At 63.9% G+C, this 13,755-nt stretch carries 15 protein-coding genes; 12 read left to right on the plus strand and 3 right to left on the minus strand.

The features are described from left to right. Positions 1-2 precede the first annotated feature (2 nt). The 4 genes from DQW91_RS00740 (at position 3) to DQW91_RS00755 (ending at position 2,814) form a co-directional block, all read left to right on the plus strand. Positions 3-863 carry a carbon-nitrogen hydrolase family protein gene (locus DQW91_RS00740; RefSeq protein WP_112662378.1) on the plus strand — a complete coding sequence of 287 codons (861 nt, stop codon included), beginning with the start codon at positions 3-5 and terminating at the stop codon, positions 861-863. 43 nt (positions 864-906) lie between these two features. After that, positions 907-1,347 carry a DUF1178 family protein gene (locus DQW91_RS00745; RefSeq protein ID WP_112661682.1) on the plus strand — a complete coding sequence of 147 codons (441 nt, stop codon included), beginning with the start codon at positions 907-909 and terminating at the stop codon, positions 1,345-1,347. 127 nt (positions 1,348-1,474) lie between these two features. Next, the gene (locus DQW91_RS00750; protein WP_112662379.1) at positions 1,475-2,437 is read left to right on the plus strand and encodes a metallophosphoesterase family protein; all 963 of its coding nucleotides are present in this window, start codon (positions 1,475-1,477) and stop codon (positions 2,435-2,437) included. Between the two features lie 32 nt (positions 2,438-2,469). Next, positions 2,470-2,814: a cupredoxin domain-containing protein gene (locus DQW91_RS00755; protein WP_112661683.1), complete on the plus strand. Its 345-nt coding sequence runs from the start codon at positions 2,470-2,472 to the stop codon at positions 2,812-2,814. Positions 2,815-2,818: 4 nt separating this feature from the next. Here the strand turns inward: DQW91_RS00755 and DQW91_RS00760 are convergent, their stop codons facing one another. Continuing rightward, positions 2,819-3,160: a cupredoxin domain-containing protein gene (locus DQW91_RS00760; protein WP_112661684.1), complete on the minus strand. Its 342-nt coding sequence runs from the start codon at positions 3,158-3,160 to the stop codon at positions 2,819-2,821. Then, a complete protein-coding gene (locus tag DQW91_RS00765; protein WP_112661685.1) occupies positions 3,157-3,681 on the minus strand; it encodes a DUF4142 domain-containing protein in 525 nt (174 codons plus the stop codon). The genes DQW91_RS00760 and DQW91_RS00765 overlap by 4 nt, the downstream gene beginning before the upstream one ends. A 176-nt stretch (positions 3,682-3,857) precedes the next feature. Here DQW91_RS00765 and DQW91_RS00770 point away from each other — a divergent pair, with 176 nt between their 5' ends. Together DQW91_RS00770 and nhaA are read left to right on the plus strand one after the other, a co-directional pair. Next, positions 3,858-4,373 (plus strand): metallophosphoesterase family protein, encoded by a 516-nt coding sequence (locus DQW91_RS00770; RefSeq protein WP_112661686.1) that lies wholly within the window; start codon positions 3,858-3,860, stop codon positions 4,371-4,373. A gap of 60 nt (positions 4,374-4,433) precedes the next feature. Further along, positions 4,434-5,645, plus strand: a complete 1,212-nt coding sequence (nhaA, locus tag DQW91_RS00775; RefSeq protein WP_245410854.1) for a Na+/H+ antiporter NhaA — start codon at positions 4,434-4,436, stop codon at positions 5,643-5,645. Here nhaA and ubiG read toward each other — a convergent pair. Next, positions 5,618-6,358: a bifunctional 2-polyprenyl-6-hydroxyphenol methylase/3-demethylubiquinol 3-O-methyltransferase UbiG gene (gene ubiG, locus DQW91_RS00780; protein ID WP_112661687.1), complete on the minus strand. Its 741-nt coding sequence runs from the start codon at positions 6,356-6,358 to the stop codon at positions 5,618-5,620. The genes nhaA and ubiG overlap by 28 nt on opposite strands. Before the next feature lie 141 nt (positions 6,359-6,499). On the opposite strand from ubiG, the gene DQW91_RS00785 reads away from it, so the two are divergent. From DQW91_RS00785 to DQW91_RS00810, 6 genes are all read left to right on the plus strand, one after another. Then, positions 6,500-7,738, plus strand: a complete 1,239-nt coding sequence (locus DQW91_RS00785; RefSeq protein ID WP_112661688.1) for an aspartate kinase — start codon at positions 6,500-6,502, stop codon at positions 7,736-7,738. A 93-nt stretch (positions 7,739-7,831) separates the two neighbouring features. Next, positions 7,832-10,099, plus strand: a complete 2,268-nt coding sequence (ptsP, locus tag DQW91_RS00790) for a phosphoenolpyruvate--protein phosphotransferase (RefSeq protein WP_112661689.1) — start codon at positions 7,832-7,834, stop codon at positions 10,097-10,099. After that, positions 10,099-11,184, plus strand: a complete 1,086-nt coding sequence (prfA, locus tag DQW91_RS00795) for a peptide chain release factor 1 (RefSeq protein ID WP_112661690.1) — start codon at positions 10,099-10,101, stop codon at positions 11,182-11,184. The genes ptsP and prfA overlap by 1 nt, the downstream gene beginning before the upstream one ends. Next, complete coding sequence (gene fosX, locus DQW91_RS00800) at positions 11,181-11,594, plus strand: FosX/FosE/FosI family fosfomycin resistance hydrolase (protein WP_112661691.1); 414 nt, start codon at positions 11,181-11,183, stop codon at positions 11,592-11,594. The genes prfA and fosX overlap by 4 nt, the downstream gene beginning before the upstream one ends. Then, positions 11,591-12,436, plus strand: coding sequence for a peptide chain release factor N(5)-glutamine methyltransferase (prmC, locus tag DQW91_RS00805; RefSeq protein WP_112661692.1), 846 nt, complete (start codon positions 11,591-11,593; stop codon positions 12,434-12,436). The genes fosX and prmC overlap by 4 nt, the downstream gene beginning before the upstream one ends. 382 nt (positions 12,437-12,818) lie before the next feature. Continuing rightward, positions 12,819-13,727: a DUF4167 domain-containing protein gene (locus DQW91_RS00810; RefSeq protein ID WP_112661693.1), complete on the plus strand. Its 909-nt coding sequence runs from the start codon at positions 12,819-12,821 to the stop codon at positions 13,725-13,727. The last annotated feature ends 28 nt before the right edge of the window (positions 13,728-13,755 follow it).

Genomic DNA, 13,755 nt, shown 5'->3' on the forward strand with positions numbered 1-13,755 from the left:
CCATGACCACCCGCTTCACCGCCGCCTGCGTCCAGATGCGTTCGGGGCGCGATCCGCTCAAGAACCGCGATTCGGCAGTCGCCCTCGTGCGTGAGGCGGTGGCGGGTGGGGCGGATTTCGTCCAGACGCCGGAGATGACCTCCCTCGTCGACCGCAAGCGCGACGACATGTTGGCGAAGGTCGGCCCGCAGGAGGCGGACCCGACCCTTGCGAGCCTGCGTGAAGTGGCGCGCGAGCGCGGCACCGTGATCCAGGTGGGCTCGATTGCCGTGAAGGCCGGCGACAAGATCGCCAACCGCGCCTTCCTCATCGGTCCGGACGGCGAGATCCTCGCATCTTACGACAAGGTCCATCTGTTCGATGTCGATCTGCCGAACGGCGAAAGCTGGCGCGAATCGGCCACCTATTCCGGCGGCGACAAGGCCGTGCTGGCGGAAACACCGTGGGGGCTGCTCGGCATGACGATCTGCTACGATGTGCGGTTCGCCGCGCTCTACCGCGCGCTTGCCGAAGGCGGCGCGTCCTTCCTCTCCGCTCCGGCCTGCTTCACGAAGCAGACCGGCGAGGCGCATTGGAACGTGCTGCACCGCGCGCGTGCCATCGAAACCGGCTCCTTCATGATCTCGGCCGCGCAAGGCGGCCTGCATGAGGACGGCCGCGAGACGTTCGGCCATTCGATCATCGTCGACCCGTGGGGCCGTATTCTGGCTCAAGCGGGATCCGAGCCCGGCGTGATTCTCGCCGAGATCGACCCCGCGCTCGTGCTTGATGCGCGCTCCCGCATTCCGACGCTGAAGAATGCGCGCCCCTTCAAGATCGAACGGGCCTCCATCCCGCCCGCCAAGGACGCCAAGAGCGCCTGAGCTCCTTCTTGGCTTCGCGCCGTTCAACCCTTATCTCGAACGCATGATCAAGTACGCCCTGGCCTGTGAGCAGGCTCACGAATTCGAAAGCTGGTTTCCCTCGAGCGATGCGTTCGAGACGCAGCGCAAGCGCGGCTTCGTGACGTGCCCGTTCTGCCACTCGGAGAGGATCGAAAAGCAGATCATGGCTCCTTCCGTCTCGCGGACCGACAAGACACCCGCGACGCGCGAGCCGCAGCCCGTCGCGGCGCTGACGGAGAAGGAACGCGAGATCCGTACCATGCTGCGGGCGCTGCGCGAGCACGTGACGCAGAACGCGGAAGACGTCGGAAAAGGCTTCGCCGAAGAGGCGCGCAAGATGCACTATGGCGAAGCCGAACAACGCTCGATCTACGGCGAGACGGACTCGCGGGAGGCGCAGGCCCTCATGGAAGAGGGCATCGATGTGCTGCCGCTTCCGCTCGTTCCCGACGACCGAAACTAAGCACTTTCGTCTAAACATCACTGCGGAGCCAATGCCGCTGCAATGCGTTTATCCCGGCAGACGCATCGGCACCTGAGCTTTTCAAGTGCATGCTGAGTGCCCGCGTCGGTGGCCAATGGAGGTCCCGATGAACATTCCCACCCCCGATGAACCGTTGCGTGACGATGACGATGGCATCAGCCGTCGTGGTTTTCTCCGATGCATGACCTGGGCCGGAACAGGCGTCCTGTGGATGGTGAATGACGGCCTCCCGCGCTCGCTCGGCCTTTCGAGCGCCGAGGCGGCGACGGCGCTCAAGAGCAGCAAGCTCACCTTCCTGCAGATCAGCGACAGTCACATCGGCTTCGACAAGCCCGCCAATCCGGATGCCCTAGCGACGCTGCGCGAGGCCGTTGCAAAGATCAAGGCGCTTCCCGTCAAGCCATCCTTCATGGTTCACACGGGCGATATCAGCCATCTCTCGCGCGCAAAAGAATTCGACGACGCCGATCAGCTCATCAAGGAGGTCGGTCTTCCCGTTTTCTATGTCCCTGGCGAGCATGATGTGCTCGATGAGGAGGCGGGCAAGCTCTACCGCGAGCGTTACGGCAAAGGCTCCAAGGGAGCCGGATGGTACAGCTTCGATCAGGACGGCATTCATTTCATCGGGTTGGTGAACGTGGTCGATCTCAAGGCGGGAGGGCTCGGCAATCTCGGCGAAGAGCAGCTCAAATGGCTTGAAGACGACGTGAAGGGGCTCTCGGCGAGTACGCCCATCGTGGTGTTTGCGCATATTCCGCTCTGGAGCGTCTATCCCGAATGGGGCTGGGGCACGGATGATGGCGCGCGCGCCCTGTCCTTCCTGAAACGCTTCGGCTCGGTGACGGTGATGAACGGGCACATTCACCAGATCATGCAAAAGATCGAAGGCAATATCGCTTTCCATACCGCTCGCTCGACGGCTTTTCCGCAGCCCGCGCCGGGTACGGCTCCCGGGCCGGGGCCAATGCAGGTTCCTGCGGGCGAGTTGCGCAAATTTCTCGGTGTCGGCCATGTCAATTTCGTGCCCGGCAACAAGCGTCTCGCGATCATCGACACACCGCTCGCATGAGAGCGGTCGCACTTTGCGGCGGGAGAAGATCAATGGTCACGACAGCAGCCCGATATATCGCCACTGCTTTTCTCGGTCCGCTTCTTGCCTGCGGAACGGCACTCGCCGCCGAGACCCCGGCAAGAGAGGTGAAGATCGAGAACTTCACTTTCGCTCCCCAAACCCTCACCGTACCCGTTGGAACAACGGTCACCTGGATCAACGCGGACGACATTCCGCACACCGTCACCGCCGAAGATCACTCCTTCCGGTCGAAGGCGCTCGATACGAACGACCGTTTCACCTTCACCTTTTCGACGCCGGGAGAGTATGGCTACTTCTGCTCTCTCCATCCGAGGATGGTGGGCAAGATCATCGTCAAGGCTGCCGGGAACTGAAGCATCAACGCGCCTTGCCCCGCACGACGTCGATACGGCCGACCATGTTCGGGTGGTAGCGACAATAATAGTCGATCGCGCCAGCCTTCTTGACGACGAGCGCGCCGGACTTGCCGGCCGGAAGCGAAACATCCCACTTCCCGTCTCTCGCCGTCGCCGTATGAGCCAGAAAGTCGCCGTTGACCCACTGGATCGTATCACCGACGTGAGCGACCACTTGCGCCGGGTTGAAGGCAAAGCCGGAGACCTTGACCTGGATCACCTCCGCGCTTGCGGAGACAGGCCCTGCAAGCGCGAAGATCGCGACGAGAAGAACCCGATAGAGGTGTCGCGAGCCATCTGTCATTTCATCTTCTCCACGAGATTTTCAGCATGCTGTTCATGCCCTTGAAAGACCTTCAGTCCCGTCGAGAGAAGATCCTTCAATTCGCTGTTGGTCGCGGATGGAATCAGCGTGTTCTGCAACGCCCCATTGACCGTCTTGTGATAGGCGACTTCGTTCTCAGCATAAGCTTTGTCGAAGGCCGCACCGCTCAGCTTCGCCAGCTTGGCATGCTCCTCGTCCGCCTGTTTGAGCAGCGCCTTGCTGGTGCCGTTGTTTTCCGGCGTGACCTTGAGTTTTTTGACGAGAGCAAGCGCCTTCTGGTTTACGGCCGTGTGGTCGCGCACCATGTCGTTTGCGAAAGCATGGACATCCTTGTTTTTGGATATCTTGAGCGCCTGCTCGGCAGCCTTGATGTCGATCTCGCCCGCCGTGTAGGCGATGTGAGCGATTTGTGGATCTGTCGGCTTGGCGTTTTGCGCCACGGCTCCCGCCGAGGCCACAAGCAAAGCTGTGAGCAATACGCCTTTTTTGACGAAAAACATTGGAACCTCCACAGTTAGAGCCCCCACGCCAAACGCCACGGGATGTCAGATAGGTCAGGATTCGCAAATATCTCGCGGATTCTGATCCCATCACGGGAATTCGATCAGGCACGGCCCGCTTTTCTCGCTCCCGCCGCACCCCATTTCCCCGGGTGATACCGCTTGAGGGAACAGGCTTGACCGTCTTCTTCACCAGCGACACGCATTTCGGCGATCCGCGCGTTCTCACCAAGGATCACCGGCCCTTCAGGACGATTCCGGAGCATGACGAAGCGTTGGTCGCGCGCTGGAACGGGACTGTCTCGCCAACCGACACGGTCTGGCATCTCGGCGATTTCGCCCTGCATGTGAGCGCGGAACGGATCGGGGAGCTGCTCGGCAACCTGCGCGGCAAAAAACATCTCGTCACCGGCAACAACGACGGCCCTGACACCCTCGCCGCAAAAGGATGGGCGAGCGTTCAGGCCTATGCGGAGCTCGATGTTGACGACAAGCATTTGGTTCTTTGCCACTACGCCTTCCGCACATGGAAGAACAACTCCAAGGGCTGGCTTGATCTGCACGGCCACTCTCACGGCAGGCTCTCGCACTTGACGCACCAATACGATGTCGGCGTCGATGTCTGGGACTTTCGGCCGGTCACGCTGGAGACTATTCTCACCATGCGACGATGGGGAAAGACACAGCGGTGAATTTTACATCGGACCGAGCTGCGCATTAAGAAGAAAAGCTCGGCGCGTGAGGAGGCAAGCGTGAATCGGCAACCAGGCCCCATAACGTCTTTGCGGCGGATCACCCTCCTGCGAAGCTTTCTCGGAAGCGAAGCGGCGAGCGGCCTCATTCTCATGGGCGTGACGGTTCTCGCGCTTGTCGTCGCCAATTCGCCCCTCGCCGATACCTATTTCCACGCGCTCCACGCCAAGATTCTCGGCCTCAGCGTCCAGCATTGGATCAACGATGCACTGATGGCGCTGTTCTTCCTGCTCGTCGGCCTTGAGATCAAGCGCGAGTTCCTCGACGGGCAATTGTCCACCTGGTCCCGTCGGGTGCTACCGGGCATCGCGGCGCTCGGCGGCATGGTTGTTCCGGCGCTCGTCTTTCTCGCATTTACGCGGGGCGACCCGTCGCTTTATCGCGGATGGGCCATTCCGGCGGCAACGGACATCGCCTTCGCTCTCGGCGTCCTCGCGCTTCTCGGCTCGCGCGTTCCGGCTTCGCTCAAGGTGTTCCTGACGGCGCTTGCGATCCTCGATGATCTCGGCGCCATCGTCATCATCGCGGTCTTCTACACGGAGGGCCTCGATCTGCCGATGCTGGGAGCCGCCGCCGCGTGTCTTGCCGTACTCATCGCGCTCAACCGTCTCGGTGTCTCGCGGCTCGCCATTTATCTCACTGTCGGCGCGCTGCTTTGGTTCTTCGTTCTGAAATCCGGCATCCATGCCACGCTGGCGGGCGTTCTTCTCGCGTTGACCGTACCGCTCGGTTCCGCATCGAAAAAGACGCGGGAGGAGATCTCACCGCTTCATCGGCTGGAACATGCACTTCAGCCTTTCGTCGCTTTCATCATCATTCCGATCTTCGGCTTCGCCAATGCGGGACTGTCTTTCGCGAACGTCACGATGGAAGGCCTCGTCAGTCCGCTGCCGCTCGGCATCGCGCTCGGCCTCTTCGCGGGCAAGCAGATCGGCGTGTTCGCCTTTTCGATGATCGCCGTGAAGCTGCGCCTCGCCGATGTGCCGGCGCACGCGACGAACCTGCAGTTCTACGGCGTCGCGCTGTTGTGCGGCATCGGCTTCACCATGAGCCTGTTCATCGGCGCGCTGGCTTTTGAGAACACGCCGGAATTGATGAGCGCGACGAAGATGGGCGTGCTCGCAGGCTCCCTTCTCTCAGCGCTCGCAGGCTGGCTCGTGCTGATCATCGCCGACGGGCGGGCTCAGGCCCGTTCGGCGAGCAGCATGTAATTCACCGCCATGTCCCCAGAGAGGGACCAGATGCCGGTGAGGGGATTGTAGGTCACGCCCTTCTCGTCGGTGACGTTGAACCCGGCGACCGAGAGGGCCGCCGCCAACTCGTCGGGCGTCACGAACTTGTCCCAGTCGTGCGTGCCCTTGGGCAGCCAGCGCAGGACATACTCGGCGCCGACGATGGCAAGCGCGAAGGAACGCATGGTCCGGTTGAGGGTCGCCATGGCGAGCCCGCCGCCCGGCTTCACCGCCTGGCCGCAGGCAGTCACGAAGGCCTGCACGTCGGCGACGTGCTCCACCACCTCCATTGCGAGCACCATGTCGAAGGTCTCGCCCCTCGCGACCACGGCCTCCACCGTCTCGTTGCGGTAGTCCACCGGCACGCCCGCGCGCTCCGCATGGAGCTTCGCCACCGCGATGTTGGTGGGAGCAGGGTCGAGCCCCGTCACCTTCGCCCCGAGGCGGGCCAGCGGCTCGGAGAGCACGCCGCCGCCGCAGCCGACATCGAGGATGGTCAGTCCCTCGAGCGAGCGGGCGGAGCGCGGGTCGCGCCCGAACCGGCGGCAGGCCTCGTCGCGGATATAGGCCAGCCGCACCGGGTTGAACCGGTGGAGCACCTTCATGGGGCCCTTCGGGTCCCACCAGGTTTCGGCGATGCCCTCGAAGCGGGCGACCTCTTGCGGATCGATGGTCGTGGTCTCGTCCGTCATGGCGAATCCCGTCTCCTTGTCGCTTGGGGCAAGCTATGCATTTGGCCGCGTTGACACGGCGCTCCCCCGTCGTCATGTATACGCGCCCTTTCGCTTCGCGAAGGGGCAATTTTCCCTTATCCTCGAACGGCCTCCCCTGCCATGCCCCGTCTCGTCATGAAGTTCGGCGGTACATCCGTCGCCAACGTTGAGCGCATTCGCAACGTGGCGCGGCACGTCAAACGCGAGGTGGAGGCAGGCTACGACGTCGCCGTCGTGGTTTCGGCCATGTCCGGCAAGACCAACGAGCTCGTCGGCTGGGTGAAGGAGGCTTCGACCTTCTACGACGCCAGGGAATACGACGCGGTCGTAGCCTCGGGCGAGCAGATCACCTCCGGCCTTCTGGCCGTCGCTCTGCAGGAAATGGGGCTGAAGGCCCGCTCCTGGCAGGGCTGGCAGATCCCGATCCTGACTTCGGAGGCCCACGGCTCGGCGCGAATCGCCGCCATCGACGGCACCGGCATCATCAAGGGCTTCGTGGAAAACGGGGAAGTCGCCGTCGTTTCCGGCTTCCAGGGCATGCACCAGCCGACCCAGCGCATCACGACGCTGGGCCGTGGCGGCTCGGACACCAGCGCGGTCGCCCTCGCGGCGGCCATCCAGGCCGAGCGCTGCGACATCTATACGGACGTGGACGGCGTCTACACCACCGATCCGCGCATCGTGCCGAAGGCGCGCCGCCTGGATAAGGTTTCCTACGAAGAAATGCTGGAAATGGCGTCGCTTGGCGCCAAGGTGCTGCAGGTGCGCTCGGTCGAGCTCGCCATGATGCACCGGGTGCCGACCTACGTGCGCTCCAGCTTCGACGATCCCGCCGACCCGCAGCTCGGCACCCTCATTTGCGACGAGGAAGACATCATGGAACAGCAGGTCGTCACCGGCATCGCCTATTCCCGCGACGAAGCACAGATTACGCTGCGGAATGTCTCCGACAAGCCGGGCATCGCCGCCTCGATCTTCGTGCCGCTGGCGGACGCGAACATCAACGTGGACATGATCATCCAGGTCGTGTCCGACGACACCACCACCACGGACATCACCTTTACCGTCCCCACCGCCGATTACGATCGGGCAGTGGCGGTTTTGAACCAGCATAAGGCCGAGATCGAGTTCAGGGACCTCCAGGGCGCCACGGACGTGGTGAAGGTCTCCGCCATCGGGGTGGGCATGCGCAGCCATGCGGGCGTTGCGGCCAAAGCCTTCAAAGCCTTGGCTGACAAGGGCATCAACATCCGGGCCATCACCACCTCGGAAATCAAGTTCTCAGTTCTGATCGACTCGGCCTATACGGAGCTTGCAGTCCGCACGCTCCACTCGCTATACGGCCTTGACAAAGCCTGATTGACGGCCGGCCCATGAGGCTGCGACACTTCTTCATGAAACTGGCGGGGCACGCCCCGTCGGCCTAACCCAAGGACGGGAACAGTTAAGCTCATGCCTAGCGCTCCCGGCGGTCCGCGCCTCCTGCTGCGCCGCCTCCGCGAGATCATGGCGGAGCCGGTTGGCGCGCAGGACCGCCTCGACAAGATCGTCGTTCTGATTGCCGCAAACATGGTGGCGGAGGTGTGCTCCGTCTATGTGTTGCGCGGCGACGGCGTTCTTGAGCTTTTCGCCACCGAGGGCCTGAAGCGCGAAGCGGTCCACCTGACCACCATGCGCGCGGGCGAGGGCCTTGTCGGCCTCATCGCCTCCACCGCGGAGCCCCTCGCCTTATCCGACGCCCAGAGCCACCCCGCCTTCTCCTACAAGCCGGAAACGGGCGAAGAGATCTATCACGGCTTCCTCGGCGTGCCGCTTTTGCGCGCCGGCAACACGCTCGGCGTTCTCGTCGTCCAGAACCGGACCTACCGGATCTACACGGAAGAGGAAATCGAGGCCCTCGAAATCACCGCGATGGTGCTCGCCGAACTCGTCGCGACCGGCGAATTGCAGGCGCTCGCCCCCGTCGAGACCGGCAGCGCCCTTCGCCGCGCGGTGAGCCAGCGCGGCGTGTCCCTTTCCGACGGCGTCGGCCTCGGCCATGTGGTGCTCCACGAACCCCGTGTGGTGGTGAAGAACCTCATCGCCGAAAACATCGACGCCGAGCTGCAGCGCCTCGAAGAGGCCATCGGGGAGGTGCGCGCCTCCATCGACGAACTGATCGAGCGCGGCGATGTCGCCCATCACGGCGAGCACCGGGAAGTTCTCGAAACCTTCCGCATGTTCGCTCACGACCAGGGCTGGCTGCGCCGCATGCGCGAGGCCGTGACCTCGGGCCTGACCGCCGAGGCGGCGGTGGAGCGCGTGCAATCGGACAACCGCGCCAGGATGCTGCGCCAGACCGATCCTTACCTGCGCGAGCGCCTGCACGATCTCGACGACCTCGCCAACCGCATGCTGCATCGCCTCGTCGGGCGCGACATGGTGTCGGAGCGGGCATCGCTGCCTGACAACGCAATCCTCGTCGCGCGTTCGATGGGTCCGGCGGCGCTGCTCGACTATGACCGTTCGCGCCTGCGCGGCCTCGTTCTCGAGGAAGGCGGGCCGACGAGCCATATCGCCATCGTCGCCCGCGCGCTCGGCCTGCCCGCCGTGGGTGAAGTGGCGAACGCCACCTCCCTCGCCGATCCGGGAGACGCCATCATCGTCGATGGTTCGGTGGGCGATGTGCAGATCCGTCCGACCTCCGATGTGGAGGCGGCCTATGCCGAAAAGGCGCGCCTGCGCGCCCGCCGGCAGGAGCAGTACCGCAAACTGCGCGATCTGCCGTCCGTCACGAAGGACGACGTGGCGGTAAAGCTTCAGCTCAATGCGGGTCTTCTCGTCGATCTGCCTCACCTAGAGGAAACCGGCGCCGAAGGCGTCGGGCTCTTCCGCACCGAATTGCAGTTCATGGTCGCAGAGCGCATGCCGACGGCGAGCGAGCAGCAGGCGCTCTACAGCGCCGCGTTCGCGGAAGCGGGCGATCTGCCGATCACCTTCCGCACGCTCGACATCGGCGGCGACAAGATCCTGCCTTACATGCAGTCGATCGAGGAGGAGAACCCCGCCCTCGGCTGGCGCGCCATCCGCATCGGCCTTGATCGTCCGGGCCTGCTGCGCGTGCAGTTGCGCGCGCTTCTCAAGGCCGCTGCGGGCCGTCCGTTGAAGATCATGTTCCCGATGATCGCGACCTGCGACGAATTCATCCGCGCGAAGGAGATCGTCGAGCGAGAAAAGGCGCATCTCTCCCGCCACGACCATGTTCTGCCGGCGGATCTCAAGCTCGGCGCGATGCTGGAAGTCCCCTCCCTGCTGTTCCAGCTTCGCGAGATCTGCGCCGTCGCGGACTTCATCTCGGTCGGCTCGAACGACCTGATGCAGTTCCTGTTCGCCATCGACCGTGAGAACCGGCGCGTTGCGAACCGCTTCGACCCGCTGAGCGCACCGATGCTGCGCGCCTTGCGGCAAGTGGCGGAAGAGGCTCAGAAGGCGGGCTGCGTCGCGACCGTTTGCGGCGAGATCGGCGGCCGCCCCCTCGAGGCGATGGCGCTGATCGGCCTCGGCTTCCGCTCGCTGTCCATGTCCCCCGCTTCCATCGGCCCCGTAAAGGCCATGCTGCTGGAACTCAACGCCAGCCAGGTCGGCTCCTTCATTCATGAAGAGCTGGAACATGCCGGAAGCGGCGACAGTTTACGGCCGCAGCTCATGCGCTTCGCCGAAACTCATGGTATTCCGATCTAATGACAATTGCGCCTCCCGCCGACCGCCTCAACGCCATTCTTGCGCGCCATGACATCATCACGGCGACGCTCAATGCCGGGCCGGATCCGGACACCTTCGTCGCGCTCTCACGCGAATTATCGGAGCTCGACGGCGTGGTGGAATCGATCCGCGCCTACAAGGGCATGGAAGAGAACCTAGAAGGTCTCGAAGCGCTCATCACTGATGCGGCGACCGATGCCGAGATGAAGTCGCTCGCCGAAGACGAGCTGCCGCAGGCGCGGGAAGATCTCGAAAAGGCCGCGCAGAATCTGCGCATCATGCTCCTGCCGAAGGACGAGGCGGACGAGAAAAGCGCGATCCTCGAAGTGCGCGCCGGCACCGGTGGCGACGAGGCAGCGCTTTTCGCGGGCGATCTTTTCCGCATGTATGCGCGCTATGCCGAGATCAAGGGCTGGAAGGTCGAGGTCCTTTCCGAAAGCGAAGGCACGGCGGGCGGCTACAAGGAAATCTCCGCCGAGATCAAGGGACGCGGCGTATTCGCACGGCTCAAGTTCGAAAGCGGCGTCCACCGCGTGCAGCGCGTGCCCGACACGGAAACGCAAGGCCGCATTCACACCTCCGCCGCGACTGTCGCCGTGTTGCCGGAAGCGGAGGATGTGGATATCGTCATCAACGATGCGGACCTGAAGATCGACACCATGCGCGCACAAGGCGCAGGCGGCCAGCACGTCAACAAGACGGAATCCGCGATCCGCATCACGCATATCCCGAGCGGCACCGTCGTGTTCGTGCAGGACGAGCGTTCCCAGCACAAGAACCGCGCTCGTGCGATGGCGCTTTTGCGCGCCCGCCTCTACGATGCCGAGCGCACCGCGAAGGATGCCGCCCGCGCCGCTGACCGCAAGTCGCAGGTCGGCTCCGGCGACCGCTCCGAGCGCATCCGCACCTACAATTTCCCGCAAGGGCGCGTCACCGATCACCGCATCAACCTGACGCTTTACAAGATCGAAGAGATCATGAGCGGCAACGCGCTCGATGAGGTCATCGACGCGCTCGTCACCGAACATCAGGCCGCGCAGCTTGCCGCGCAGGATGCGGCGTGATCGAGGGCTTGAGCCACATCACCCTGATCACGCGCGATCTCGAGCGCATGAGCGAGATCGTCGAGACAGTATTCGAGGGGCGCGAAATCTATTCCTCCGGCGAGGATACGTTTTCGCTCTCACGGGAAAAATTCTTCGACGTCGCGGGCCTGTGGATCGCGATCATGGAAGGCGAAAGCCTGCCCTCGCAGACTTACAACCACATCGCCTTCAAGATCGACGCCGCTTCGATTGACGATTATCGCGTGCGGATCGAGCGCCTCGGCCTCGCCGTCCGCGAGTCACGCCCGCGCGTCGATGGCGAGGGCCGCTCGCTCTATTTCTACGACGACGACAACCACCTGTTCGAGTTGCACACGGGCACGCTCGGGGAGCGTCTGAATCGCTACCGGCAGGGGCCTTCGGCATGACGCGCGCGCGAGCCCTGCAGGATCTGCGTAAGCGCTTGGGCGAGGCCGGGTTCGAAACCGCCTCCCTTGATGCACGGCTACTGCTCCTCGGCGCATTGGGAATTTCCGCGACCGAACTGACGCTCAGGCCGGAGCAGCTACTGACGGACGATGAAGAGAACCTCCTTCGCGCTTACGCCAGCCGTCGCCTCGCGCATGAACCAGTGGCGCGGATTTTGGGGGAGCGGGAGTTCTGGGGCCTGCCTTTCAGGCTCTCCCCCGAGACTCTCGTACCCCGGCCAGACACGGAAACCGTGGTCGAAACGGCGCTCCGGCTTTTGCCCGACAGGCGAGCTTTCCTGAAAATCGCCGATTTCGGCACCGGCTCGGGCTGCCTACTGGTCGCGTTGCTGCACGAATTGCCGAACGCCTTCGGCCTTGGGGTTGACCGGTCCCCCGGCGCGCTGCGCACCGCCCGTGAGAATGCCTGGCGGAACAGAGTCGGCGCGCGGGCGCGGTTCGTCGCCTCCGACTGGGCCTCGGCCATCGCGGGGCGGTTCGACCTCATCGTCTCGAACCCGCCCTACATCGCCTCTTCCGTGATTCCCGGCCTCGACGAGGAGGTGCGGGAGCACGATCCACTCCTTGCCCTCGATGGCGGGGCGGACGGGCTCGACGCCTACCGGGTCCTGCTGAGGGAGGCGGAGCGGCTTCTTTCTCCCGGCGGGCTCCTCGTCTTCGAAATCGGCTACGACCAGGGCGATTCGCTGAAAGCCCTTACCGGGGGCCGCGCCCTCGAATTTCTTGAACTCGTCCCCGATCTCGCGGGCAATCCCCGCTGCGCCGCCCTGAAACGGACATGATCGCGGGGGATAAAAGCTCATCCACGAAGAGAGCAAGATCAGAAAAAGCACTTGTTGGACCGGGAGGAACCCGCTAGATTCGGGTTCAGAGATCGTCCTCGGTCCGAACAAATCGGCGAAAACCCATTTAGGACGCACGCCGGCAGACCAAACGATATCAATCGCGCAGGCAGGGGCTTTTGAACGGCCAGGCGCGATCATTTGAACCCGACACTGAAGGACGGCCAGGCTTCTTGAAGAACGCCGGAGCTGAACGTCAGACGGCTCGCCACGCGAACGGTGTGCTACCGCCCCTTCGCTGAAGGACAGGCTTTGAATCGCGCGGGCTCTAGAAACCAACGAGGGTCGTAGACCAATCATGAGACCAGGACAGAACAGGCGTATGCGCGGCCGTAACCGTAACGGCAACAAGGGCCCCAATCCCTTGACGCGGAGCTACGAGTCGAACGGTCCGGACGTGAAGATCCGGGGTACCGCCCAGCATATCGCGGAGAAGTACAGCCAGCTCGCGCGCGACGCGCAGGCCAGCGGCGACCCGGTGGCGGCGGAGAACTATCACCAGCACGCCGAGCACTATTACCGCATCATCGCCGCCGCTCAGGAGCAATTGCGCGAGCAATACGGCTATCAGGGCCGCTTCGACGAGGAAGGCGACGAGGAAGGCGCCGGCCAGGGCGAGCGCCCCGGTTTCGGTGGGGAGGATGTCGACCTCGCCGGCCAGCCGCAGCCCTACGAGCAGCGCCCCGAGGGCGAGCGCTTCGAGCGCCCCGAGCGCCAGCCGCGCTTCGATCGCGGCGAGCGCCAGGAGCGGGGAGAGCGGGGTGAGCGCGAAGGACGACGCGAGCGTTTCCCGCGCGAACGCGGTCCACGTCAGGATTTCCAGCGTGACGACCAGCCGCGCCAAGATCGCCCTGAGCGCCAGGATCGCCCCGAGCGGGGTGAGCGCCCTGAGCGTCAAGAGCGCTCCGAACGTCAGGAGCGTTTCGAGCGCCAGGATCGCCCGGAACGCCAGGATCGTCCGGAGCGTGGCGAACGCAGCGACTTCCGCCGCGACCGTCGCCGTCAGGACGAGGGCGAGGCCGCGGATGCCGGCAACCTGCCCGCATTCCTGACCAACCCGGTCCGCGCGCCGATCACGGTCGAGGGCGAAAAGGCAGCACCGGTCCAGGAAAATCTTAACCTGAACGATGAGGGCGACGATGCGCGCCCGCGCCGCCGTCGCCGCGTCCGCAAGGATCTCGATGAAGGCCGGACGGACGGTCCCGATTTCGCCGCCGAGGGCGCCGAATAAGCGGATAAAGCGAATATCGATCCGAAAA

This window comes from Microvirga flavescens, from assembly GCF_003290125.1.
GTDB classification, from domain to species: Bacteria; Pseudomonadota; Alphaproteobacteria; order Rhizobiales; family Beijerinckiaceae; genus Microvirga; species Microvirga flavescens.